Source organism: Acinetobacter nosocomialis, assembly GCF_041021905.1.
In the GTDB taxonomy this organism is placed as follows: Bacteria; Pseudomonadota; Gammaproteobacteria; order Pseudomonadales; family Moraxellaceae; genus Acinetobacter; species Acinetobacter nosocomialis.
In genome coordinates, this window is record NZ_CP157432.1 from 3,592,929 (window position 1) to 3,617,694 (window position 24,766).

Genomic DNA, 24,766 nt, shown 5'->3' on the forward strand with positions numbered 1-24,766 from the left:
GGTCAGTCAATCTTTAGTTAAGCTGTTATATGCCGTGAGAGTGCATGTTTAGAATGTGAAACACCGTATTCACAAGGTGTCTAAGACAAGAAAAAATGTATGACGTGAGATTCGGTAATTTTTACCATTTGGCTTAATTGCCGGATGACACAATATCACTTTTTATATTGATCAGCAATCGGACAATTCCAACCATTTTAAATTCTATATTTTGCTTAGCCTCAACCCACTTTTATATTGTGAATAACTCTAAAGTTATCCACATATCTTCTACAGATTCAGCCTTAAGGACAAGGATTAACTTGGAAATCTGTTGTTTCCTGCCCTTTTGTACATTGGTAGCTTTGCTTTTTATTTACGATTTTCCAAATGGTCTGATCACGTTTTAATAAATATTCAGTACGTGTTTTTGATATAGCATCTTCACTAGGCACAGTTTGTAAAATAGTTACTTGTGCATTAGAAGCATCATCCAAAGCATTCATTTGCTGTGAAATACTTAAATTACTTGCGTTATTTAAAAGGTTTGGTTGATCGATCAAAACAGCTTGTATCGGACTATTAGCTTGAGGTGTAGGTGGGTTTGTATTCGGTGTACATGCACTCAGAACCAATAAATTACACATCATGAGTAAACCAATTTTTTTCATACTCAACTCCACCACAACTTCACCTTGATGCTAAAGGCTACAAACAATTTTTTCCGTTCAACTTTGTAAAATATATCTTTCAAGTAAAGCATAAATACAATATATCCAGTCCATATTAGTGATTTTTACTCAATAATATTTTTCCAATTACTGCATTTTTCTCTAAGAGTAACTTCTCTAAAGTATCGCTCAAGTTTAAGAATTGAATTAGAGAAACTTCCATGAGCAATATTTTAGTCATTAATGGCGCTAAACAATTTGCGCATTCAAATGGTGAATTAAATGACACACTCACGGCATTGGCAACGGACCATCTCACTGAACTAGGTCATGACGTACAAGTCACTCGTGCAGATAGCGACTACAATGCAGAAGCTGAGGTAGAAAAATTCTTATGGGCAGATGTCGTGATTTATCAAATGCCCGGCTGGTGGATGGGTGCACCGTGGACTGTAAAAAAATATATTGATGATGTATTTACGACAGGTCACGGTTCATTATATGCAAACGATGGTCGTAGCCGCTCTGATGCCTCAAAAAAATATGGTTCAGGTGGTTTAATTCATGACAAGAAATATATGCTGTCACTCACTTGGAATGCACCGATGGAAGCATTTAATGATGCAGATCAGTTCTTCCACGGCGTTGGTGTAGATGGTGTTTATTTACCATTTCATAAAGCCAATCAGTTCTTAGGTATGAGTACCCTACCAACATTTATTGTAAATGATGTAATTAAAATGCCTGACATTGATAGTTACGTTGAAGAATATAAAGCACATCTAAACACTGTATTTGCAGCAGCCTAATCCGGAGAAAACCATGCTTACCATTATTGCGGAAATTCGTACTCAATCGGGTGGACAGCACCGCCAAAACGTATTGGATGCATTTCAGAAAATCATTCCAACTGTTTTAGCAGAAGAAGGTTGTCATGGTTATGAACCTTTAATTGACCATAAATCAAATGCGAGCTTCCAGACTCAAGAGCCTGACACGATTGTTATGTTAGAAAAATGGGAAAGCGTGGCTCATCTTGAAGCACACTTAGCTACACCTCATATGCAAGCGCATCATGAAGCAGTCAAAGATGATGTCGTTGATGTCAAAATTAGAATTTTAGAGAGTGGCGTATAATTTAAAGGGTAAAAAAAGACGATATATTTATCGTCTTTTTATTTTTATGAGCAAAGCTGTGTTTGGAAACCTTTAGTATTTTTTCCTCTCGCACATTGGTAGCTCTTTTGCTTATTTTGCAATTGCCACTTTTCATCGACTAATTTAAATGAATATTCTGTACGAATAGCTGAAACAGAGTCATCCATTAAACCTGTTTGAATGACCGTAATACGAGAAACAGTCGGAGACTCTACACGGTTAAACACTTGCTGAACTGAGGTGTTATTGTGCTCTTTTACAATCTCAGGTTGAGCTTTAAGTACTTGTTGCATTGGGGTTTCCGAACCCACAAATGGAATTAATTTACTGGTCGTCGCACACCCAGTGAAAAGTCCAGCACAAAGTGCCGAAATTAAAAATAAACGTTGCATCTTTATCACCAAAACAAAAGGCATAGCTTTATGATGCTATGCCTTGCTCGGTTACTCTGTAGAAACTATGTAGTTGTAAGTATGGCTACTCTTTTACAGACCAAATATTTGTTCTTGCTTACACAACTTTAATGACAATCGTTTGATAAAATTAATTTCAAATACACATAACAAATAGGATCGTTATGCAACTGACTTATGCGGGACAAGTTTTCTTGGTGGTCGTTGCAGTTTTGATGATTTGGTCATTTGTACTCACCAAGTTTTGGGTCAAGCGTTTAGGTAAAAATCGTAAAAGTAGTAAATTTGAATTTGCTTATTTATTTGCCGTAGTTTTTAGTATTAGTGCTTTATTTTTCCCATTTACTTATTGGGTTTCTCAGGCAGTCTACGGCTTAGCAACCAAACCAACTTACGATGCAACTGTAGTGAGTTATACTTCTGAATGGGTAGATACTGAACGCACAGACTCAAATGGGCGTAAATATAAGACTAAAACACTCATGCATACTGCTCAGGTTCAATTTAAAGATAATCAAAATAGAACTCTAACTTTAGATAATTCAGTTCGCTCTGTTGATATGCCTGTAGTTGGTGAACATATTACTGTTGTTTATGAATCTGGTGATCACACAGCGCAAGAAAAGAGCTGGCGAACAATTCTATTGTTTGCAGCCGCTTTATTTATGCTATTTATTTTAGGTTATGTGTTGCTCATGATTATTGCCTACAGTCTAAAGCGCAACATGGAACCCTACAAAACATTTGCTAGCATGTTAATTTTTAAAGTCACGCTTCCACTTGGAACAATGGCGATGTTTTCGATGTTGTCTTATTCTATTTTTGCCTATTTCTTTTTAGGTAATCCAAGGGATTTACCTCTATGGGCCATTGTGCTTTGTAGTTTTTTTGCTCTTAGTCTTTTACCGTTGATTTATCATATTCTGACAGGTTGGAAAACGTACAAGAAATAAAAAATTTAATAAAAAAGCGCATCTTACGATACGCTTTTAGCAGAACTTCTTTTATTTAATAAAGCATTAGAGATCAAATAATTTACCCGGGTTCATAATACCTTTCGGGTCAAATACTTTTTTCAAAGCTTTCATATATTCAATTTCTTCAGGAGAACGCGAATATTCCAAATATGGCTTTTTCGTCATACCTACGCCATGCTCAGCAGAGATTGAACCATCGTATTTTTTCACGGTATCAAATACATATTTATTCACAACCTGACACTTCGCAAAGAACTCATCTTTGGTTAAGTTTTCAGGTTTCAAAATATTTAAGTGCAAGTTACCATCGCCGATATGACCGAACCAGCAAATTTCAAAATCAGGATAGTTCTCTTGAACAATTGCATCAATCTCACGAATAAATGCAGGTACGTGAGTAATTAATACAGAAATATCATTTTTGTATGGAATAAACGGTGCAATTGATTCAGAAATATCTTCGCGTAAACGCCATAAACTCTCTACTTGATCAAGGCTTTGGCTCATCACGCCATCAAGTACCCAGCCCTGCTCCATACAATGCTCGAAAATTTCCATTGCTTTGTCGATAATCGGCTCGTATGGTGCTTCAAACTCAAGTAATACATAGAACGGACATTCGGTTTCAAATGGACGTTGTACATGACCATTGTTTAAAACTTTTTGCATTGCAAGTTCACCAAAGAACTCAAATGCTGTTAAGTCGATATCTTTTTGGAACGCATGTAATACAGGCATTACTGCATCAAAATCAGGAACACCTAAAACTAAAACTTGTAAGTTTTGTGGTTGACGCTCAAGTTTAATTTCTGCTTCGGTCACTAAACCTAATGTGCCTTCACCACCAATAAACAAATGCTGTAATGCATAACCAGTTGCATTTTTAACCATGCCTTTGTTTAAACGTAAAATGTCGCCTTTACCAGTAACTACAGTTAAACCAAGCACCCAGTTACGTGTCATGCCATATTTAATGACTTTAATACCGCCAGCATTGGTACCAATATTACCGCCAATCTGACTAGAACCTGCTGATGCAAAGTCAACCGGATAATACATACTTTGTTCTTCTGCATAATTCTGCAATTGCTCAGTCACAACACCAGCTTGAACACGCACCATACGGTCTGCCGGGAAGAACTCAAGAATTTGGTTCATTTTGTCCATACTAATGACAATTTCACCATTGGTTGCTACTGCGCCAGCAGAGAGACCAGTACGGCCACCAGATGGCGTAATCGCGACATTAAACTGGTTCGCAAGTTTTACAACTGCCTGAACTTGTTCAGTCGTTGATGGAAAAACGATGACCGATGGGTTCGGATTAAAATGCTTGGTATGATCTTTACCCCAGTTTTCGAGACTATCAGCATCGGTTTTAATACGGTTTTCACCGACGATTGCTGTTAATTGGGTGAGTAACTCAGGTGTTAAAGCGACTGGAGCATTCATCGTTTGCAGACCTAGCAAGAAGTAAACTGTGGTGGGACTATGACCTCATATTCTCAAGGTTTTCACCTGAGCAAAGCCATAATGTTCAAGGAACTTCTATATTCTACATGTAACCGCACAAGCGATAAAGTTCATAATAGAGATACTGTCACTACAAAACATGTTTAAAACCAATAAATGTGTTTTTATAAGGCTCTAAAGGAAAACCTAAGCCTTTAAGAATACCAAGCATATTTCATAGCGCTCGGCAAGCCATAAACAGAAGTGATTAGACATAGATAAAATTGCCATAAGGCGATGGTATAAACGAAATATCTATAGCGCTGCCCAGTATGTTATTATACCGCCACCAAATTTGGCCTTTGTAGCGGAGCCGTAATGAGCCAACATCTTTCACTACCTAAAGATAAAATCCGTTTCCTTTTGTTAGAAGGCGTTCACCAAAACGCAGTCGATACTTTAAACGCTGCGGGTTACACCAATATTGACTATCGTAAAACTGCTCTTGAAGGCGAAGCGCTTAAAGAAGCAATTAAAGATGCTCACTTTATTGGTATTCGTTCGCGTACCCAATTGACTGAAGAAGTTTTCGAAGCTGCAAATAAATTGATCGCAGTAGGTTGTTTCTGTATCGGAACAAACCAAGTTGATCTTAAAGCAGCAATGGCACGTGGTATTCCTGTATTCAACGCACCGTATTCAAATACGCGTTCGGTGGCAGAGCTTGTACTTGCTGAAACAATTCTTCTTCTTCGCCGTGTTCCTGAAAAGTCAGCGGCTTGTCATCGTGGTGGTTGGGACAAATCTGCTGTGGGTTCTTTTGAAACTCGTGGCAAAACTTTAGGTATTGTGGGTTACGGTTCCATCGGTTCTCAACTTTCAGTTCTTGCTGAAAGCATGGGTATGCATGTTATTTATTATGATGCAGTCACTAAGTTACCAATGGGTAATGCTCGCCAAGTTGGTTCTTTAGATGAACTTTTAGCAACTGCTGATGTTGTGACTTTACATGTACCAGATGTTCCGTCTACACGTAACTTCTTTACTAAAGAACAATTTGCAAAAATGAAAGAAGGCGCAATCTTCTTAAATGCTGCACGTGGTACATGTGTAGTAATCGAAGATTTAGCTGATGCAATCAAATCTGGTCACCTTGCAGGTGCGGCAGTTGACGTATTCCCGAAAGAACCGAAAGCAAATGGTGAAGAATTCCAGTCTCCACTTCGTGGTTTAGACAACGTGATCTTGACTCCTCACGTTGGTGGTTCAACGATGGAAGCTCAAGCAAACATCGGTTTAGAAGTAGCAGAGAAATTCGTTGCTTACTCTGACAAGGGTATGACACTTTCTGCGGTAAACTTCCCAGAAATCGCATTGCCATTAACGGCGGGTCAACACCGTTTACTACACATCCATAAAAACGTACCGGGTGTATTGTCTAAAATCAACAACTTGTTTGCTGAACAAGGCATCAACATTTCTGGTCAGTCTCTTATGACTAAAGGTGACATTGGTTACCTCATTATGGATGTTGACGCTTCTGCATCTCAAGAAGCTTTAGATACATTACACGAAGTTGAAGGCACAATTCGCGTACGCGTATTGTTCTAATTCGAACTGTAAATTTAAAAGCCACAGCATTGTCTGTGGCTTTTTTATGGGTATTTACATTATCATGTGAAAAGTATACCAATTGATCAAATAATAAAATGTCCAGTCCAAGCCAGAAATCCCAGCTCCATGCTTTGGGCTTCCTTATTCTTGCTATGTTGAGCGTCCAAAGTAGCGCATCGTTAGCTAAAGTTTTATTTCAGAGCTTTCCCGTTTTGACAGTGTCTGCAATGCGTTTATGTATTGGAGCGTGTATTCTGGCTTTTATTTTTAAAATCTGGCGAATTAATTTTAGTCAGGTTCGATGGAAAGCGATTTTGGCTTATGGCTTTGCTCTTGCAGGCATGAATGCTCTTTTCTATTTATCTCTTGAACGTTTGCCGATCGGTATTGCAGTTGCATTTGAATTTATTGGCCCATTAAGCGTGGCTTTATATCATGCTCGCCAAAAATATGATTTTGTATGGGTCACTTTCGCAATTCTTGGACTCATTTTATTATTTCCTTTTAATCAAGCTCATAGCTTGGATTGGATCGGCGTTTTATTTGCAATGAGTGCGGGCGCATGTTGGGCGCTTTATATTATTGCAGGACAAAAACCTTCTGGAATTTCAGGTAATCACACCGTTTGTTTAGGTATGGCTATAGGTGCTTGCATACTTTTACCAATTACATTTTTTTCAGGCTCAATTGCTCAAGTTATAGAGCTGCCCTATCTTTTTTATTTTATTGGTTTAGCAATTTTGGCCAGTGCGCTTCCGTTTTCTTTAGAAATGTTAGCACTACGCAATTTAACCCCACTAAGCTTTGGAACATTGATGAGCCTAGAACCTGCAGTTGCAGCCCTTTCTGGCTTTATATTTTTAGGCGAATATCTGTTATGGAACCAATGGTTGGCACTCGCAACAATTATTACTGCTTCCGTCGGTTGTACCATAACGACTCAAAAAGCTCGTCAACAACGTGAAAAAACAGCAGGTTAACGCTATGAAACCTGCTGGTTAAAACACAATATTGGCTATAATTAATCACTCTTATTTTTTAAATATCAAATGAAGCGTTAAGGTATGTCCATGCAAAATCTTTCAATTATTGCTGTGCTATACATGATTTTGTCGATGGTCTCATATCAAATCAGCGCCTCATTTGCTAAGCAACTTATTGCAGCTTTGGACCCCCTTACCGTTACTATCTTAAGGTTATGTTTTGCCACAGTTATTGTTGCGGTCATGTTTCGCTCTTGGAAAATCTGGTCGCGCTTACCCTACTTAAAATGGCGTGATTTATTGATGTACTGTGCATCTTTAGGGTTAATGAATATTTTATTTTATACGTCGCTTGGAAAATTACCCCAAGGGATTGCTGTTGGATTAGAGTTTATTGGTCCATTAGGTCTTGCGCTTCTTTCGATTAAACAAAAGAGCGACTACATTTGGGTAGCGCTTGCCATGTTAGGTATTGCACTTATGGTACCTTGGCAAAACCCAGTTCAGCACCATTTCTCATATATAGGTGCAGCATGTGCTCTAGGTGCTGGGCTTTGCTGGGCGTTCTATATTTATTTCGGCCATAGAGTTGTGACTCAAAATATAGGAATGCATGCATTAACAATTGGAATCGGCGTATCTGCACTTGCATTACTACCAATTGGTATTTGGCATAATGCGCCTGCATTACTTGAGACACAGTACTGGGGTAAAGCATTACTTATCGCTATTTTAGCGACTGCAATTCCCTATGCACTCGATTTAATGGCACTCAAACAACTCAATAAATTAACTTATGGCACTCTAACGAGTTTAGCACCAGCATTGGCAGCATTAACGGGTTTCCTATTACTTCACGAAGAAATCAGCATGCTGCAATGGGTGGCTTTGGCTTGCGTAATGCTGGCCTCGATTGGAGTTACTTTAAGAAGTACTAAAAAAGCTGCATAGGTTTAATCTACTGCTGCTTTTTATACTTTTTATATTCCTTTAAATATTTATTGCCGAGCGTTTCTTTTTCGCTGTCTTTAAGAATTTTTCCAGCTTGTTGAAAAAATTTATGCTCTTCTTCTTTTAAATGATGATGAACTTTTTCACTTAACTGTCTGGCAGTGGCCAACCAGCTTGGGCTACTCATATCCGTTTTTTCAAGCTGTTCAACCAACTCATCCATTTCATGATGTTCAGATAAGGCATGTCGAGTAATATCCAAACCCACATCGTCAAACATTAAAGGGATATATAAATAACGGTCCTCGGCAACTGAATGAGCATAGAGTTCATTTTTTAATGCATCAAATAATTGTTTTCGTTCTTCAGTTAAACCATGAGTCTGGATTAATTGTTCAGAAAGGTTACGTTGATTTTCATGGCTTTCTCTTAATGCTTCGAAAATATTCATTCTCTTCCTCATTTTTTTAGCTAAAAAATCTTTTTTATTTCAAGGTTTATGATACTTTGAAATTTATATTGTTTACGTAGCTTAAAATGAGACTATTTTTTACACAGTTCTCTTTCTAGTAAATTTCTGTAATGATTTTTATATTTCGAATTTTAAATGATACATAAAAGTATGAACCGAACTCAAAGACAGCTCATACTTTCAATACTATTTTAGCCCGTGACAAAAATTTGATACCCTAAACGGCAAATCAAGATACTCACCAAAATTAAAAAGATAATACGGACAAAACCACTACCGTATTTAAGGGCGGTACGCACCCCAACAATAGAACCAATAACGTTTGCAGCTGCCATCATTAAACCGATATGTAAAATAGCGTGACCAGTTGGAATCAGAAAACTCAAAGCAGCAAGATTCGTCATGAAGTTACCGATTTTTGACAATGCTGAAGCATGTAAAAAATCGACTTGTAAAAAGCGGATAAAGAAAAAGATAAAGAAACTACCCGTACCCGGCCCAAAAATACCGTCGTAAAAGCCAATCGCCAAACTACCAATACCTGCTAAAACTAGCATTTTCGTAGTAATTTTTTGCTCAGTATGAACTTGACCAAAATTCTTTTTTACTAAGGTATAAATGGCAATTACGATCAGCATTACAAATACAAAAGGACGTAATACAGATTGTGGAATAAGTGATAAGCACGCTGCGCCAGCAAATGAGCTAATGAGAGCACAAATGGCAATGACTGCCAAAAGCTTCCATTGCAACTTCACTCTTTTTGCAAACGTATAAGCCGCCGATGCAGTACCAAAAATCGATGAAACTTTATTTGTACCAATAACCGTTGCAGTCTGCATGGACGGGAAAGTACTCATAATGCCGGGAATCTGGATGAGTCCACCGCCACCAACGGCAGCATCAATTGCTCCCGCAGTAAACGCAAAAAAGATCAAACTAAGGATAACATCCCATTCCATGCCCATGCTCTATACTCTACATCTACTACAAATTTAAGATACGCTTAGGTACCAACCGTTTTTTATCAGTAATCTCAGCCAAACCTAAACAGCGTTCACCCGAAAAAACCAAAACTTCTGCTTCCGCAGAATGATCAATATTGCTTTCTAAACCATTGCAAAAATATTTTTCCCTTCCTTCAGGAACCTGAATTTTTAAGAAATGGTCAATTGGCGCATACACTGGTAGTAACAAAGTTTCTCTTTGCTCTTCCGTTAAGCTTTCTAAATATTCAATGGTATAACTTGGGATTAACTCAAAATGCCCCGTTTGAATACGGTGAAGCATTGTCAAATGACCACCACAGCCAAGTGCCTCACCAATATCTTCACCTAGCACACGAATATATGTTCCTTTAGAACAGGTTACATCTAGAGTGATACTATTTTCGGTAAATTCAATAAGCTCTAAAGCATAAATCGTAACTGGGCGCGCTTCACGTTCAATCTCGATTCCTTTTCTGGCAAGCTCATATAACGGCTTACCCTCTTTTTTTAACGCCGAATACATCGGTGGAACTTGTTGAATGTCGCCTCTAAACTTTTCTAAAGTTTGCTCAATAAGCTCTTTGCTAAGAACAGGAATAGGACGTTCTTGTAAAATATCGCCTTCAACATCGCCTGTTGTTGTAGTTTGGCCTAATCGAACAGTCGTCTGATAACGCTTTGTCGAGTCCAGCAAATAATGTGAAAACTTAGTGGCCTCACCTAGACAAATAGGAAGTAAACCAGTCGCTAATGGATCTAATGCGCCAGTATGGCCTGCCTTTTGGGCACGGTACAGCCAACGCACTTTTTGCAAAGCGGCGTTTGAACTGAGCCCTAATGGTTTATTTAATAGAAATACACCACTGATATGGCGACGAGAAATTTTTTGATTTTTTGTCGTCATTTTTACTGGAACACAAAGCTAGAAAAAAGTGCCGACATGTTAGCAAATTCGGCAAGATATTTTCAGAATATTTAGATGCGTTTTCACTTATTTTATGGCACATTAATGATCGAGTAAAAAAACAACAAATTAAAACTTAAGGAAGATATCTTTATGCAAAGGATGCAGAAAAAGATATTGTGGTGTGTGCTCGGATTTTTTATTTTGAGCCTCATCGCATGTGTATATTGGCTAAGCCCCGACTCGAAAAGTAGTTCACCTCGGTTCAATCAGGATGAAACTAAAACTTTAACATCTACTCATCAAACACCTTTAAATTCAATAACAAGTGATAATGCTTACTTAAGTAAAAGTCAGCAAGATACTCAAGTTAATTGCCAGTTAAAAATTGATAGTTCTCAACATTTAGTTGTAAATAACCAAACCCGTGACTGTTTTGAATATTTTATTACACAGTATGGAGAATCTAATTTACAACAAGTCAAAACGCATTTTGAGAAATTCATACAAGATCAGTATTTAGAACCAGCCCGCTCACAGATTATTGACTTGTGGACTCGTTATTTAAAATACCGTGAGCAGCTTGCACAAATTCAACCACCTCAATCTAAACAACAAGATCAAAATTATTTTCAAAAGATCTTTAGTTCAATTCAAGATATTAGAAAACGTTTCTTCTCTGCATCTGAAATTGAAGGACTCTTTTCAACAGAAGATATCTATCAGAACTACACATTAGATCGCATGAAAATTTTGGAAGATTCATCTTTAAGTGAAATTGAAAAAGCTAAAAAGCTGAAAGAACGCTTTGAACAGCTACCAGCAGACTGGCAACAAAATCTGCAAGAACTATCAAAACTTGATGATTTGCATACGCTGACCAAACAAATTAAAGCTCGCAATGGTTCAGCGGAGGAACTGCGTCAAATGCGTACTGCACTTGTAGGAGCTGAGGCAACACAAAGATTAGAAACTTTAGATACGCAGCGTAATGCTTGGCAACAGCGAGTTACAGGCTTCTTAAAACAGCGTGATGAAGTTCTCAATAGCAATATGAGTGATAGTGCTAAAAATCAAGCAATTCAACAACTACGCCAACAACAATTTAGCTCATCACAGGAACAACTTCGTCTTCAAACTTTTGAAAAAGTCCATGACCAAGGAGGTGAACTACCATTTAACTATTAGGCTTTTCTATTTCAAAGTGAGCCAAACCTTATCCAGCAGTAACAGCTGCTGCTCATACAAAATAAAAATAGTGAGTAAAAAATGAAAAGGAACTTAATATTTTTCTGTGCTGCAATACTCTCAGGACTGAGTGTTTCAGCAACCCATGCCACAAATGCAGAGCAAGTAAAAAGCTCATTTGTCTATTCGAATTATGCTCAAACCAAATATCCATTGGTTTTTAATCATGGTATGGCCGGTTTTAGCCGAGTTGGGACAGATACGCTTGGTCTTGATTATTGGTATCAGATTCTTCCTGACCTTGCGCGTAACGGAGGAAATGTCTGGGCAACAAGGGTTTCACCGTTTAACTCAACCGAAGTTCGCGGAGAACAACTTGCCCAACAAGTAGAGGAAATTATTGCTATTACGGGAAAACCTAAAGTCAACTTAATCGGACATAGTCACGGGGGACCAACAGTTCGCTATGTCGCTGGTATCATGCCAGAGAAAGTTGCTTCACTTACTACTATCGGAGCACCTCACAAAGGATCTCCAATGGCAGATGTCATCCTGAACGTTGAAGGTACTCCTCTGTCTGGACTGGCAACATTAGTAAACTGGTTTTCAGCAGCGATTACTTGGGCAGAAGGCCTAGATCCAACTAGTTATCCGCATGACTCTTTAGCTGGCGCTCATAGCCTATCAACTCAAGGCTCGGCACAGTTTAATGCACAATTTCCGATGGGTGTTCCTACCACGTCTTGTGGTGAAGGTGCTTATCAAGAGAAAGGAATCTATATGTATTCATTCTCTGGCAATAAAGCACTCACAAATCCATTAGATCCTTTTGATATTGCATTAACAGGAAGTAGTTTGGTTGTTGACCCACTAGGAGATAACGATGGACTAGTTTCTAGATGTAGTGCCAAGTTTGGTAAGACTATTCGTGATGACTATAACTGGAACCATTTAGATGAAGTCAATCAAGTGCTTGGTATACGTTCTATTTTTGCAGCAGACCCAGTCTCGGTTTATCGTCAACATGCTAATCGTTTAAAACTACAAGGATTATGAGTTTCAAATAAAAAAATGCGCCAAAAGGCGCATTTTTTTACTCGGTATAAGCTTACGCTTTACGAGCTGGTAATTTTTCACGAATACGTGCAGCTTTACCAGACAAGTCACGGAGGTAGTAAAGTTTAGCACGACGAACGTCACCACGACGTTTCACTTCGATTTTAGCAACAACTGGTGAGTGAGTTTGGAATACACGCTCAACACCAACACCGCTAGAAATTTTACGTACTGTGAACGCAGAGTTCAAACCACGGTTTTTCTTAGCGATAACAACACCTTCAAATGCCTGAAGACGTTCACGGTCACCTTCTTTTACTTTAACTTGAACAACTACTGTGTCACCAGGAGCAAATTCAGGAAGGTCAGTTTTTAACTGTGCATTTTCAACAGCTTGAACTAAAGGATGTTTACCACTCATTGTGGGAATCTCCAATATGTGCGGAGTCAGAAGAGGTCTGAGTTTCCGCTGGGGATAGAGGCTAAAAACGCATATCAACCCGTTTAACTTTCCCTTTACGACAATCGTAAAGAGCCTTAATTACACATAAATCTATAAATTTAAATAGACTTATGGTTTAACTCGAAGCATTGCTTCTCGTCTTGTGTTAGAACTTTCGTTCTTGAGAATAGCAATTAAGAATTACCGCCATTCTCATGTATATCTTTTAGCCATTTTTTTTGCTGTTTAGTCAACTCTACTTTTTCTACCAACTCTGGTCGGCGTTCTAAAGTCCGTTGATATCGCTGCAAAAAACGCCACTTTTCAATGTTGGCATGATGTCCTGATTTTAAAATTTCAGGGACATCCAAACCTTCAAAGTGGTCTGGCTTAGTATATTGCGGACAATCTAAAAGACCATCTACAAAAGAATCTTGTATCGCTGATTGCTCATCTGACATTACATTCGGCAAACGGCGAATAATACTATCAAGCAACACCATGGCAGGTAGTTCACCGCCAGATAAAACATAATCTCCAATTGACCATTCCTGATCAACATAATGCTGGATCAAACGTTCATCGACGCCTTCATAACGTCCACACAATACAATCAAGCCGTCATAATCAACAAACTGCTGTACTGCCTGTTCATTTAAAGTTTTACCTTGTGGAGACATATACACCACAGGTACATGAACACATCCTGCTTGCGAAGCAAGTTGTTTGGCATGGTTAATTGCTTTTGCGAGAGGCTCAGCCATCATTACCATACCAGGACCACCGCCAAATGGACGTTCATCCACTCTCCGGTAACTCCCTTCAGCAAAATCACGTGGATTAATACAAGTGACTTGTACAATGTCACGCTTTGCTGCACGTCCGCTAATCCCGTAGGCTGTAATCGCTTCAAACATTTCAGGAAAAAGCGTAATGACTGCAAAAAACACCGCAGACTCCTCTATTTTCCTGCTGCGTTAATCCCCTAAAAAAGGATTAATAATCTACGCCCCAATTGACGTAAATGCGACCAGCTTCAAGATCAACGCGTTGTACCACGTCTTTATGCCAAGGAATCATGCGTTCTTCTGAATCAATGCTGTCTGGTGTAGCACGTACAACCATCACATCATTAGCTCCAGTTTCAAACAACTCATGAATTTGCCCTAGGTTTACTTCCTGTTCTTCATCATCAAGTCCTAACACCGTTAAGCCTTTCAAATCTGACCAGTAGTACTCATCTACATCTGCTTTTGGCAATTGAGATTTAGCAATCCAGATATTAGCGCCAACCAAGCTCTCTGCTCCAGTGCGATCACTCACACCTTTTAAAGAGACAACTAAGCCTTTACCATGTGGTTTCCAACGTTTTACATCAACTGTTTGCCAACCAGCCTTGGTCTCAATGTACCAAGGCAAGTAGTCAAACATATTGCTCATGGGTTCCGTATTGGAATACACCCAGAGCCACCCATTTAATCCATAAGCTGAACGTAACTGTCCAATCTGAATACGATCTTCGGGAACATTCTGTGTTGGTGTCATGGGCTACCTACTACAATAATTATGCAGTAGCTTTTTTAGCTTGAGCAGCCAAAGAAGCAACACGTTCAGAAGGTTGAGCACCTTGAGAAACCCAGTGAGCAAAACGGTCTGCGTCTAAACGAAGTTTTTCTGCTTGACCTTGTGCAGTTGGGTTAAAGAAACCGATACGCTCGATGAAACGACCATCACGTGCATTGCGGCTATCAGTCACAACGATTTGATAGAATGGACGTTTTTTTGCGCCGCCACGTGCTAAACGAATAACAACCATGATAAAAGCCTTATAATTCTTACGGATTATCCCTGCGCCGACCATCGGCAACACTTCAAACCCCTTTCATAGAGGGCGACATTCTACGTGATTTTCACCCTGAAAGAAAGATTAAATTTTGAGTTATCCGCAGTTTTGAATTTAAATTAGCGTCCATCCCAATTGGAAGTGGTTGAAGTTGTACAAGACTGACCTTTAGTCCAACATTTCTGCCCGTCACTATTCAAAAGTACAGTGCCATTTCCAACTTGAATCGTATTTGTTTTAGGAGTTGCAGTAAGCGTCCATGTTTGAGAGTTTGTGACTAGTGCAATAGTATAAATTGGATTGGATGCTGGATAATCTTTAGTAGTTAAACCATTATTGAGTGTAGCACTAGTATAATTATGATTAATCACATAGTAACTTTGTAGACGTTGCGCTGTTTGCATCATTTCATTTTGCACATCTGCACGATTCGTCCGAATTCTATATTGTGTATAGGAGGGGTAAGCAATTGCTGCCAAAATTGCAATAATAGCAACCACAATCATTAGCTCTATGAGGGTAAAACCTTCATATTTTTTCATTACCATGTCTCACTATTGCTACCACAGTCAGTATATCCATTGACTACATTTTTAACTTTTGTCATACAACGAAAACCATCGCTGTTTATAAGTAAATCATAGTTATTAGCTTGCTTAGGTTCACCACTACTATTCTTAGCCCGTTCAACAATAATAACCCAGTTTAAACCTTGCACTTTCGCAGAATCTGCTGTCTCGTTACCATCAGAGCCCTTTAAAATAGATAAAGGTAAATGTTGAGTGGCATCTAATAAAGTCAGTGTATACTTTGCAGTTGTCGATGTAGCATCCAGTGGCAACAATAGACTACTAGTGGTTGCATCATAAGGAGTGACCGTTCCAGCATTATAAATATAACTTGCATCAAAACCTTTATAGCTAAAGTTTTTGGCTTTAAACCGTTCTAGTTCTGAAGCAAGATGTTGCGCCTCCTGTTGTGCCACAGCCAGATCTCTTTTTTCCATATATCGTCTATAATTGGGATACGTAATCGCAGCTAAAACTGCGGTTACTATAAGTGTGATCATCAACTCAATTAAGGTAAATGCCCTTTGCTTCAACATTTTTCCACCTCTTAACGAGCTTCATACCAGCGCAAATGTTGCAATTTTACTGCCGTACTAAATACTTGACATTCTGGTAAGTTTTTATTGGCTGCTTTTGTACAATCAAGATCAGTTGAAACTACATTTTTTATTAGTTTATTACCCGTAGTATTACCCGAATAGTCTCCTAGTCCTGTTCCCAAAATACCAGCACCTAAATCTGTATTATTTGGTTGCGTTGTAGTACTACCATAAAAATCACATTTTCCAGTTGGCAAGCAAAACTGATAAAGCTTTGAATTACCTTTCACTCCGCCACCACAAGAACCATTTATCCCGTTGCCATCACGATAAAACACATTGACATAGAGCATACCATCTAAGGCATAAAGCCCATTCATGCCTTTATACACACCTGCACTATCCGAATAAGTATATTTCCAACCATTTTTTGTCGCGATATCCACTCCATTTTTATATGCATCACCAGTAAATTTATTAGTAAAATATGCATTTAAAGAAGCAAGAGCAACATCCTTTGTTTTTAAATCGGCATCAGCCAAACTATATAAATTCGCGTTCGCCACATCCTTGTCAAAAATAACAAATACGCCATCACTCGCACTGGTTGACGGAGACGGATTATTTGTACCAGTCACACCTGATAAGGGTGAACTACGATTACCTGAACTCAGGGCAACTACACCCACTATGGAACCATTTCCATCCCTAGAAACAGAAAAACTTGGCATTTCATAGAAACGCGGACTAGCACCCGTCCCAGCGCTATCATGCTGATTAAATATTCTTACCACATGTTTTGCAAAATCTGTTTTATCAGTAGATTCATTATTAAAATCAACACGAAAAACTTGCCCCCCTAAATCTCCAAAATACAAATGATCAACCAAACCATCACTATCACGATCAACCGCATTAATTTGACTGACTACGCTGTATTTTAAATCATTATTCTGAGTATATGCTTCTGCGCCTTTATTTTCTGTAGCATTTGCACTTGACCACCAGAGCAAATTACCATTGTTGGCATCAAACATATAGACACCAGAACCTTTCTTATTAGTCTGTTCATAGGCTGGGTCTTCATACCCCTCATCATAGCCCCCCCCCACAAACATCACTAATTTCTTCTGACCTCCAAATTTGACGTAAGCCAATGTTGGTTTTGACCAGCTTTGTCCCATATAGCTTAGTGCCTTAGTTGTATTTATTGTTCCATCCGTATTATCTGCACCAGCTGGATTAATATGAAACTTAAGTGTAGGACTCGTTATATCCGTTAAATCTAACGCGTAATAACTACGCCCTCCCATACGCAAACCGCCGTAAACCCATTGCAATCCTTTTAAAGCAATGTCTTTACCACTCGTACTATCTGTTACAGTACGTCCTGAATTTTTTACAGTCAATGTACCATCGGTTTTAGCCACATACTGCGTATAAGCACTCCAAGGAGCATCTATACCATAAAATAAAAGATTACTACCTCCTGTACTAGAAGTCTCACTTAAAAATGCTTTAGATTGTTTTTGCATAATTTCATTTGGTACAAAAGCAAAAGTTTCTTTTCCAGTTTCTGCATCAACAATATGTAAGAGACCTTGGGTACTACCAAACAGCAAATAGTCTTTGCGATTTGTAGTATCTAATTGCCCACCTGATATCGTAATTTTACCCTCTTGTGTCAAGAGAATTGGGGTTGAATGCATTATTGCACCGACTTGACGAAGTTCAGGTTTCTTTATGACATCATCTAAAGTTACCGTTTCATTTTCACCAATATTATATCCCAGTAAATTTAACCAATAGTTTTTAGCAGGATCATTTTGAAATGATGCAGAACCACTTGGATCTATTGCAAATAAGTTCTGCAAACTTACTTTATTGAGTGAATCACTTTCAGTAGCAGTATAAGGTGCTGCATTCCCTTTAATTTCTCGGTTGGTATAAAGCGTTCTATCTTCAACTCGAATATTATCTGTATTTAAATGTGTACCTAATGGTAGTTGCTGAGTTACACCACCATCCCACATACCTATAGCAGCCTGGTTCAATGACCCATCTGTATTAAATAGTTTTGTCGATTTATCTTTTGCGTACAATTGACCACTTTTGACATTATACTTATTCATATTTCCAACCCAAAGCTGAGTAGGATCCTGAGGTTTTGGTGTAAAAGAGGCATAATAAGCATAAGGCTGAATACGCAATGAATTTAATGCATCTTGAGGTAAAGTTGGCGATCCAGTAAGAACAGGTTTAAACCGAGGGCGAATATCATCCACAAAATATTTGATACTATTAATCACATCCTGTGTTGATTGTGCAGAATAAAATCCGCCATTACCAAATCCACCTACACTACTTGACAATTGAGCATGTGGTTTTGCTCCCCAGTTACATGTATTTTTAATATCTCCATCAGGTAAAGCCGAACAGTCATAAAAACGACGATTAACTGATTCAACTACATCGCCATCCTGATCTAGAATATCAACTGGTAAATCTTTAACATAAGTTGAACTATTGGGAAAATCGCTCCCGAAACCCACTACCGCAGTTTTAATATTATAGTTTGTACCTCTAAGTAATTTAGAAAACTTTCCTATTTCAGCCCAACCAGCATCACTTCCTCCTCCACTTAATCCAGTACCTGACAGCGGAATAGATTTATTCATAATTGCAGATGTGTAACTACTGGTAGAACTATTAGCAACGCCATCTGTTAAAAAATAAATTCCTTGCCCATTACAAGTATCCGCTCTTTCCGAGGCACTTAGTGGTGCTATATATCCATTATTATTATTTTTTGCAGTAGTTACAGAATAGCTATAACCACTATTTGTTAGCCCATAAGTATTAGCACCTAAAAAATATGCTCCAGCTTCTCCATAAGCAGCGGCAGAAGGAGTTCCATTATAAGCACTTAATCCCGTTACTATATCAATCAGCTTTTCTCTATTTGCTTGAGTTAATGCTACAACCGGATAAATTACACGCCCACTTTTTCCATCATGCGAATATGTAGATGTACTTGTTGGACTAGAAAACTGCCCCAGACCTATCCGTGTTGTATCAGGAAGCTCATCGCTACTCAGAATTTGAGTTAATGCAATCTTTAAACGAGATAACCGGTCATAACATCTATAACTATCAGAAGTTGAGCTAGTTTTAACACATTCATTTAAAATTCGATTTTTATATAAAGTAGCTAAATTATTGTAAGTAGTATTAGATACATTGCAGTAATTAACGTTATAAGTTTTTTGTGTACCACCCCTTACTTGATAAGTTTTACTTTCAACATTCACATCAGAAACATAAGTAGGAGAACGAGAAGACCCAATATTACTCCATGGACAAATATTGTAATCTTGATAGAGACTACTAGCAGAATTTCTGCTATTTAAATCAGTATAGTTATCTCCCGATCCCATACTTCCTGAGGTATCAAACATCAGAAATAAAGTAATTTTACTTGCACGAGGTATCTTATAAATATCAATATCACTGGCGAATACAGATACGCTACTACACGCCATTAAAGTTGACACCATCACAGAAAGCAATTTTCTTTTTTTTAAATTCATCATTTTTTTCAATCCCCAATCTTTCCACATTACGATGCCAACTGTGGTGAACCACCAACGGTATAATCTGCATGCTGCATGTTATAAGGTATATTCAACCCATCAAAACAAGCACCTACCAAAGAAGCGCGTTGTTTAAAGCAATTTTCTATTTGTGAGCTACTCGCTCCAGAAAAACTTGGCAACACTGAAATCACAGTAGCTCCAATATTATTCGAAATACTAGGAATACTACTTTGCCCTTGGCTCGTACCTAAAGGCACATTTCCAAAAGGAGTTACTGTAGTTGCTGCACGGGTTAAATAAATTTGAGATAAAACAGCTGAACGACCTGTTGCAAACCAATTGGACTTACAAAAACCGTCCACCCCAATTTTCGTTGTACCACCATCAGAAGTAATCGCACTTGCTTTTTGTAAACTAAAAAATGTATCTTCTGATGCTTTATAACAAAATACCAGCTCATCTTGTGCATTATCTGCCGAGTTAAAATAGGCAAACATGCCATTTAAAGCCAATTGCTGTTCAACCTTTGCTGGATTCTCAATATTAAATAATGCTGCGTCAGAGTTTTCGAGCAACAAAGCATTTACTTGACTATTAGTCGCAATTTTTAAGCCTAAGATGCCTGATTTAATCGCAAGAGTACCTAATAAAGTCACCATAATTAAAATAATAAGAACAACAATGAGTGTTGCGCCGTGCTGCTTTCTTATCATGAGGCCCCCAATGTGTTTCTTAATGCCACCACTTGACTTACAGCCTGTCGTAAATATTTTTGATTGACTGCATCTGTTCCATTTAATGTCACAGTCTGTCCTGCCAAGTTAAATGTTTTTTGGGTATTTAAATTTGAATCAGAACCAATTTTTCCAGTTGAACGCGCTAACACCCCAATTTCAACAGAAACCACTTGTAAATAATTTTTGGGATCAGTCACACTATTCCCCATAGCTGCTTTATATTCATTCAACGTCATATAACGCAACTTATTATTTACTAAATCTTTAACACCTAATCGCACTTTAAAAGCATCAATATATTGCATAATTTGTTGTGCGTTATTATCTAGACCAGTAATTGCGGTATCGTCAATAGCGTACCATCCTGCATCACAGGCCAATGAATAAGAAACCGGCTCACCTGTAGGTTTATTAATCTCTTTTAGGAAGTAACGCTGGACTATAGTTTTAGACTGCGCACTAGTAATTGTATTCCCTTCACAATCTATGATTTCATTTGCAGCAGGTACATATTGAATAGTTAACTGATCACTTTCCCCAGACGTATTGTCAGTATCATTACTCTGTAAAGAAACAAATTTAGTTTCTAAATTGGGAATATTTTGTAAATTGCTAGGAAGATTTTCTTTCGCAAAAATGATACCTGAACCAATCACTTTATTATTTACATATTGACTTGAAGGGGTATTCAAATTGGCATGTCGTAAATCATGTGTTAAAGATGAAAGTCCAAAATTGGCATTTTGATGTAAGCCTCCTAAACTACTTTGTAGTCCCATTGAGCGCTGACTACTTAAAAAAATGGCAAGCCCTGCAGCCACAATTAGTAAACCAAGCGCCAAAGCGATCATAAGTTCAATCAAAGTAAAAGCTTGTTGAGGTTTAATCATAATTATAAACCTCCATAATGGTACATTTTGCGTCAGGTACATAGGCTGTACCATTAGTACAATTCGGACTGCCATTACCATCTGTAGCTGTTGTACCCCCCCATGCTACATATATGCATTGACGAGTTCGATTTAATGAAAAACCTTTACAATTCAATATTGCAAGACTCATACCTAAATCTGTAGCATGTTGTTTGACCTGCACATAATCGTATTTCGCCATCTGAGCAGCATCACAAAATGTGGTAGAACAGTCTGTTAATGTGTCAGTGCCACCAATATCCACATAACTACTTAAACCTGTTCGATTCACACGTATACGCTCTGCTAAATCTCGGGCAATATTGGTTGCTTGAATGTTCTGACCTGCTTCAGTACTTGCAGCAACTGCTCGTATTTGTAAAGCAATAAAACCAAGTACAGCAACACTCAATAAAAGTAGTGCAACAAGCACTTCCATTAAACCAGCACCTTTTTGAGAAGTTATCATTATTCTTTCCCCAATTAATTCGGACAGCTGGTTGCCGATTTATCGTAAAAAATGATGCCATCTTTTTGTACATAAACATAAGATATTAAAGTGTTATCTAAAGTATGCCGGAATATAAAACATAAATTCCCTGTTGCCGTGGATTGCCCTTGGCGGTTATAAGTAACACTTGTAACACCACTGTATTTCTCAACGCGGCTAGAAGGTATCCATTTTTTATAAAAGGTGGTCACGCTACTATCTAAAGCCAACACTCGATTACTTTGTTTAAATACAGCTTCTGAACGAGTCTCAGACAGTAAGTTAACAAAATTACTGGTATCAACTATCAATTCATTTTTACGAATTGTTTTAGTAAAAGACGGTGCCGTCATCATTGCAATAATTGCCATTACTGCGATGGTTACCATGAGCTCAATTAAGGTGAACCCTTCTTGCGGAGTAATTCCCCTCATCCCCATAACCCCAAATAAATTTAAAACTTTTTATTTCTATATAAATTTTACGTTCTACTTTTACAAAACGAATACAAACCAGATAAAGGGTATAAAAAAACAGATAACCGTCATTTGACAATCATCTGTTTAAATTTTTTAAAATCAGTATGTTAAATAAGTCACATTTTATGCTTGAGTAACATGAATACGTAACTCTTTAGGAAGACTAAAAGTAATATTTTCTTCCCGCCCTTCTAACTCTTTAGGTGCTTGAGCTCCCCAGTCCTGTAAACGTTGAATCACTTGTTTAATTAAAATTTCTGGAGCAGAAGCACCTGCTGTAACGCCAATTTTATAAGTATCATTGAACCATGATTGTTCAAGCTGATCAGCGTTATCTACTAAATAAGCAGCTTTCCCCATACGTTCAGCAAGCTCTCGTAAACGATTCGAATTTGATGAATTAGGTGATCCAACAACCAATACGACATCGCATTTTTCAGCTAAATCACGTACGGCATCTTGTCTATTTTGAGTTGCATAACAAATATCATCTTTGCGTGGCCCTTGAATTTTAGGGAACTTCGCACGCAAAGCATCAATGACTTTCGCAGTATCATCAATAGATAAAGTCGTTTGTGTAACAAAAGCTAATTTTTCTGGATGTCTGACTTCAAGCGCTGCTACATCGGCTTCATCTTCGACCAAATAAATGTCACCGCCTTTTAATTTGTCATATTGCCCCATTGTTCCTTCAACTTCTGGGTGCCCTTCATGACCAATTAAAATCGCTTCTGTACCTTCACGGGCATATTTAGTCACTTCAATATGCACTTTCGTAACAAGCGGACAAGTCGCATCAAAAACTTTGAGACCTCGACGCTCTGCTTCTTGCTGGACCGCTTTTGAAACTCCGTGCGCACTGAAAATTACAATAGAATCATCTGGCACTTGATCCAGCTCATCAACGAAAACAGCCCCTCTTTGACGTAAGTCATCTACCACAAATTTATTGTGTACAACTTCATGACGCACATAAATAGGTGGATTAAAACATTCCAAAGCCCGATTGACGATTGCTATGGCTCGATCAACACCGGCACAAAAACCACGCGGATTAGCTAACACAATTTCCATAACAGCCTCAAAATTAATAAAACAGGGGAAGTTCTCGTAAATATTTGCAGTTAAAACTATTCAGTTTAAACGCACGGTACACTACAATAGCGAAGATATTTTATCATATCAGGAAAAATATCATGTCGGGTCTATTGTTTGTCGTTTCTGCTGCATCAGGAACGGGCAAAACATCTTTGGTGAAAGCCCTACTTGACCGTGTGAGCAATTTACATGTTTCAGTTTCGCATACTACCCGAGGTCAACGACCAGGTGAGTTAGATGGTGTTCACTATCATTTCACAACAAAAGATGTCTTTTTAGACCAAGTAAATCAAGGTGGATTTATTGAATACGCTGAAGTATTTGGTAACTACTACGGCACTTCTCAAGCAACTGTTAAACAACAATTAGCTCAAGGGCATGATGTCTTGCTTGAAATTGACTGGCAAGGTGCTGAGCAAGTACGTAAACTCTTTCCTGAATCTAAACAGATCTTTATTTTACCACCTACTCAATTCGATTTACGTCAACGATTATCTAACCGTGGCACAGACTCTGTGGAAGTTATCGAACATCGCTTAAGCTGTGCTGTGGAAGACATGCAACATTATGTAAATTTTGATTACATTATTATTAATGATGACTTTAATAAAGCACTTCATGAGCTTGAAGCAGTAATTACTGCAAACCGATTAGTGTTAACTCAACAAGCAAATAGACACCAAGCATTAATTCAGGACTTGATTACTCCTCAACCAAAACAGGAATAACTTGAGTCTAGAACGAAAGCCTTTTATACTATTTAGTCTGTTCAAATTTACCATTCCAAAACGAGAACTTTTATGGCACGCGTCACCGTTGAAGATTGTTTAGATCATGTAGACAACCGTTTTGAGCTTGTGCTCGTTGCAAGTAAACGTGCTCGTCAATTGGCACGTCAAGGCATGGAGCCAACTGTAGAATGGGATAACGACAAACCAACAGTTGTTGCTTTACGCGAAATCGCTGTAGGTCACGTAACGAAAGAAATTCTTAAACAACGTGAGCAAGATTATCAAACTTCTAGTCTTGATCTTGCCCTTTCTACAAACAGTTTAAATTTAGAAGGTTTTTCTTTCTAATTACTCCTGTTTCTATAAAAAACCATCGTTTCTTTGCGATGGTTTTTTATTTGGCTTCTTTATATTTAAAAACATATTGGCAAAAGCAATTATTTTCATTGAAAAAAAAATACACTTTTTCAAACGAAAAAATTGACAAGTTCCGCAATATGCTTTTCATTAAGAAGTAGATAGAT

General features: G+C 38.1%; 29 protein-coding genes. 11 read left to right on the forward strand and 18 right to left on the reverse strand.

The genetic code is table 11. The annotated features are described in order from the left end of the window. Positions 1–284 precede the first annotated feature (284 nt). Entirely contained in the window at positions 285–650 is a 366-nt protein-coding gene (locus ABLC00_RS16805) for a hypothetical protein (RefSeq protein WP_002051788.1), read from the reverse strand. Positions 651–871: 221 nt separating this feature from the next. Between ABLC00_RS16805 and ABLC00_RS16810 the strand changes: the two genes are divergently transcribed. Together ABLC00_RS16810 and ABLC00_RS16815 are read left to right on the forward strand one after the other, a co-directional pair. Further along, positions 872–1,459, forward strand: a complete 588-nt coding sequence (locus tag ABLC00_RS16810) for an NAD(P)H-dependent oxidoreductase (protein ID WP_006582570.1) — start codon at positions 872–874, stop codon at positions 1,457–1,459. Between the two features lie 13 nt (positions 1,460–1,472). Then, a complete protein-coding gene (locus tag ABLC00_RS16815) occupies positions 1,473–1,787 on the forward strand; it encodes a putative quinol monooxygenase (RefSeq protein WP_006582569.1) in 315 nt (104 codons plus the stop codon). Between the two features lie 44 nt (positions 1,788–1,831). Here ABLC00_RS16815 and ABLC00_RS16820 read toward each other — a convergent pair whose 3' ends face one another. Further along, positions 1,832–2,200 carry a hypothetical protein gene (locus ABLC00_RS16820; RefSeq protein ID WP_002051640.1) on the reverse strand — a complete coding sequence of 123 codons (369 nt, stop codon included), beginning with the start codon at positions 2,198–2,200 and terminating at the stop codon, positions 1,832–1,834. Between the two features lie 185 nt (positions 2,201–2,385). Here ABLC00_RS16820 and ABLC00_RS16825 point away from each other — a divergent pair, with 185 nt between their 5' ends. Next, positions 2,386–3,174, forward strand: coding sequence for a hypothetical protein (locus ABLC00_RS16825; protein WP_006582568.1), 789 nt, complete (start codon positions 2,386–2,388; stop codon positions 3,172–3,174). A gap of 66 nt (positions 3,175–3,240) precedes the next feature. On the opposite strand, the gene ABLC00_RS16830 is transcribed toward ABLC00_RS16825, so the two are convergent. Further along, on the reverse strand, positions 3,241–4,650 hold the full coding sequence (locus ABLC00_RS16830; protein WP_033854126.1) for an FAD-binding oxidoreductase: 1,410 nt from the start codon (positions 4,648–4,650) through the stop codon (positions 3,241–3,243). A 378-nt stretch (positions 4,651–5,028) separates the two neighbouring features. Between ABLC00_RS16830 and serA the strand changes: the two genes are divergently transcribed. From serA to ABLC00_RS16845, 3 genes are all read left to right on the forward strand, one after another. Then, positions 5,029–6,261: a phosphoglycerate dehydrogenase gene (serA, locus tag ABLC00_RS16835; protein ID WP_002051786.1), complete on the forward strand. Its 1,233-nt coding sequence runs from the start codon at positions 5,029–5,031 to the stop codon at positions 6,259–6,261. A gap of 98 nt (positions 6,262–6,359) precedes the next feature. Next, entirely contained in the window at positions 6,360–7,244 is an 885-nt protein-coding gene (locus ABLC00_RS16840; protein ID WP_004884668.1) for a DMT family transporter, read from the forward strand. Between the two features lie 90 nt (positions 7,245–7,334). Beyond that, positions 7,335–8,198, forward strand: coding sequence for a DMT family transporter (locus ABLC00_RS16845; RefSeq protein WP_031953420.1), 864 nt, complete (start codon positions 7,335–7,337; stop codon positions 8,196–8,198). 7 nt (positions 8,199–8,205) lie between these two features. Here ABLC00_RS16845 and ABLC00_RS16850 read toward each other — a convergent pair whose 3' ends face one another. From ABLC00_RS16850 to truB, 3 genes are all read right to left on the reverse strand, one after another. Continuing rightward, positions 8,206–8,649: a hemerythrin domain-containing protein gene (locus tag ABLC00_RS16850; protein WP_002051715.1), complete on the reverse strand. Its 444-nt coding sequence runs from the start codon at positions 8,647–8,649 to the stop codon at positions 8,206–8,208. A 212-nt stretch (positions 8,650–8,861) separates the two neighbouring features. Continuing rightward, positions 8,862–9,638 carry a TSUP family transporter gene (locus ABLC00_RS16855; RefSeq protein ID WP_004711708.1) on the reverse strand — a complete coding sequence of 259 codons (777 nt, stop codon included), beginning with the start codon at positions 9,636–9,638 and terminating at the stop codon, positions 8,862–8,864. A gap of 19 nt (positions 9,639–9,657) precedes the next feature. After that, the gene (truB, locus tag ABLC00_RS16860) at positions 9,658–10,563 is read right to left on the reverse strand and encodes a tRNA pseudouridine(55) synthase TruB (RefSeq protein WP_002051694.1); all 906 of its coding nucleotides are present in this window, start codon (positions 10,561–10,563) and stop codon (positions 9,658–9,660) included. Between the two features lie 153 nt (positions 10,564–10,716). Between truB and ABLC00_RS16865 the strand changes: the two genes are divergently transcribed. Next, positions 10,717–11,751: a lipase secretion chaperone gene (locus ABLC00_RS16865; RefSeq protein ID WP_002051740.1), complete on the forward strand. Its 1,035-nt coding sequence runs from the start codon at positions 10,717–10,719 to the stop codon at positions 11,749–11,751. 114 nt (positions 11,752–11,865) lie between these two features. Next, positions 11,866–12,807 (forward strand): triacylglycerol lipase, encoded by a 942-nt coding sequence (locus ABLC00_RS16870; RefSeq protein ID WP_080594638.1) that lies wholly within the window; start codon positions 11,866–11,868, stop codon positions 12,805–12,807. Positions 12,808–12,859: 52 nt separating this feature from the next. Here the strand turns inward: ABLC00_RS16870 and rplS are convergent, their stop codons facing one another. The 12 genes from rplS to ispH form a co-directional block, all read right to left on the reverse strand. Continuing rightward, on the reverse strand, positions 12,860–13,228 hold the full coding sequence (gene rplS / locus ABLC00_RS16875; RefSeq protein WP_002051668.1) for a 50S ribosomal protein L19: 369 nt from the start codon (positions 13,226–13,228) through the stop codon (positions 12,860–12,862). Between the two features lie 215 nt (positions 13,229–13,443). Further along, positions 13,444–14,199, reverse strand: coding sequence for a tRNA (guanosine(37)-N1)-methyltransferase TrmD (trmD, locus tag ABLC00_RS16880; protein ID WP_006582565.1), 756 nt, complete (start codon positions 14,197–14,199; stop codon positions 13,444–13,446). A 46-nt stretch (positions 14,200–14,245) separates the two neighbouring features. Continuing rightward, on the reverse strand, positions 14,246–14,794 hold the full coding sequence (gene rimM, locus ABLC00_RS16885) for a ribosome maturation factor RimM (RefSeq protein ID WP_004711694.1): 549 nt from the start codon (positions 14,792–14,794) through the stop codon (positions 14,246–14,248). A 19-nt stretch (positions 14,795–14,813) separates the two neighbouring features. Next, entirely contained in the window at positions 14,814–15,065 is a 252-nt protein-coding gene (rpsP, locus tag ABLC00_RS16890; protein ID WP_000260334.1) for a 30S ribosomal protein S16, read from the reverse strand. 146 nt (positions 15,066–15,211) lie between these two features. Beyond that, entirely contained in the window at positions 15,212–15,634 is a 423-nt protein-coding gene (locus ABLC00_RS16895) for a type IV pilin protein (RefSeq protein WP_006582564.1), read from the reverse strand. Continuing rightward, complete coding sequence (locus ABLC00_RS16900) at positions 15,634–16,197, reverse strand: type IV pilin protein (protein ID WP_006582563.1); 564 nt, start codon at positions 16,195–16,197, stop codon at positions 15,634–15,636. The genes ABLC00_RS16895 and ABLC00_RS16900 overlap by 1 nt, the downstream gene beginning before the upstream one ends. 11 nt (positions 16,198–16,208) lie before the next feature. Continuing rightward, positions 16,209–19,820, reverse strand: coding sequence for a pilus assembly protein (locus tag ABLC00_RS16905; RefSeq protein ID WP_006582562.1), 3,612 nt, complete (start codon positions 19,818–19,820; stop codon positions 16,209–16,211). Then, positions 19,820–20,509, reverse strand: a complete 690-nt coding sequence (locus ABLC00_RS16910; RefSeq protein ID WP_006582561.1) for a hypothetical protein — start codon at positions 20,507–20,509, stop codon at positions 19,820–19,822. Before ABLC00_RS16910 ends, ABLC00_RS16905 begins: the two co-directional genes overlap by 1 nt. Continuing rightward, entirely contained in the window at positions 20,506–21,423 is a 918-nt protein-coding gene (locus ABLC00_RS16915; protein ID WP_006582560.1) for a PilW family protein, read from the reverse strand. The genes ABLC00_RS16910 and ABLC00_RS16915 overlap by 4 nt, the downstream gene beginning before the upstream one ends. Continuing rightward, positions 21,416–21,913: a type IV pilus modification protein PilV gene (gene pilV, locus ABLC00_RS16920; RefSeq protein ID WP_033846212.1), complete on the reverse strand. Its 498-nt coding sequence runs from the start codon at positions 21,911–21,913 to the stop codon at positions 21,416–21,418. The genes ABLC00_RS16915 and pilV overlap by 8 nt, the downstream gene beginning before the upstream one ends. A 14-nt stretch (positions 21,914–21,927) precedes the next feature. Further along, the gene (locus ABLC00_RS16925; protein ID WP_025466883.1) at positions 21,928–22,368 is read right to left on the reverse strand and encodes a prepilin-type N-terminal cleavage/methylation domain-containing protein; all 441 of its coding nucleotides are present in this window, start codon (positions 22,366–22,368) and stop codon (positions 21,928–21,930) included. A 168-nt stretch (positions 22,369–22,536) separates the two neighbouring features. Further along, the gene (ispH, locus tag ABLC00_RS16930; RefSeq protein ID WP_006582557.1) at positions 22,537–23,487 is read right to left on the reverse strand and encodes a 4-hydroxy-3-methylbut-2-enyl diphosphate reductase; all 951 of its coding nucleotides are present in this window, start codon (positions 23,485–23,487) and stop codon (positions 22,537–22,539) included. A 122-nt stretch (positions 23,488–23,609) separates the two neighbouring features. Here ispH and gmk point away from each other — a divergent pair, with 122 nt between their 5' ends. The 3 genes from gmk to ABLC00_RS16945 all read left to right on the forward strand — a co-directional run bounded on the left by gmk (position 23,610) and on the right by ABLC00_RS16945 (position 24,760). Next, positions 23,610–24,239 carry a guanylate kinase gene (gmk, locus tag ABLC00_RS16935; RefSeq protein ID WP_006582556.1) on the forward strand — a complete coding sequence of 210 codons (630 nt, stop codon included), beginning with the start codon at positions 23,610–23,612 and terminating at the stop codon, positions 24,237–24,239. A 72-nt stretch (positions 24,240–24,311) separates the two neighbouring features. Then, positions 24,312–24,590, forward strand: a complete 279-nt coding sequence (rpoZ, locus tag ABLC00_RS16940) for a DNA-directed RNA polymerase subunit omega (protein ID WP_000135049.1) — start codon at positions 24,312–24,314, stop codon at positions 24,588–24,590. Between the two features lie 38 nt (positions 24,591–24,628). Next, the gene (locus tag ABLC00_RS16945; RefSeq protein WP_102990545.1) at positions 24,629–24,760 is read left to right on the forward strand and encodes a hypothetical protein; all 132 of its coding nucleotides are present in this window, start codon (positions 24,629–24,631) and stop codon (positions 24,758–24,760) included. The last annotated feature ends 6 nt before the right edge of the window (positions 24,761–24,766 follow it).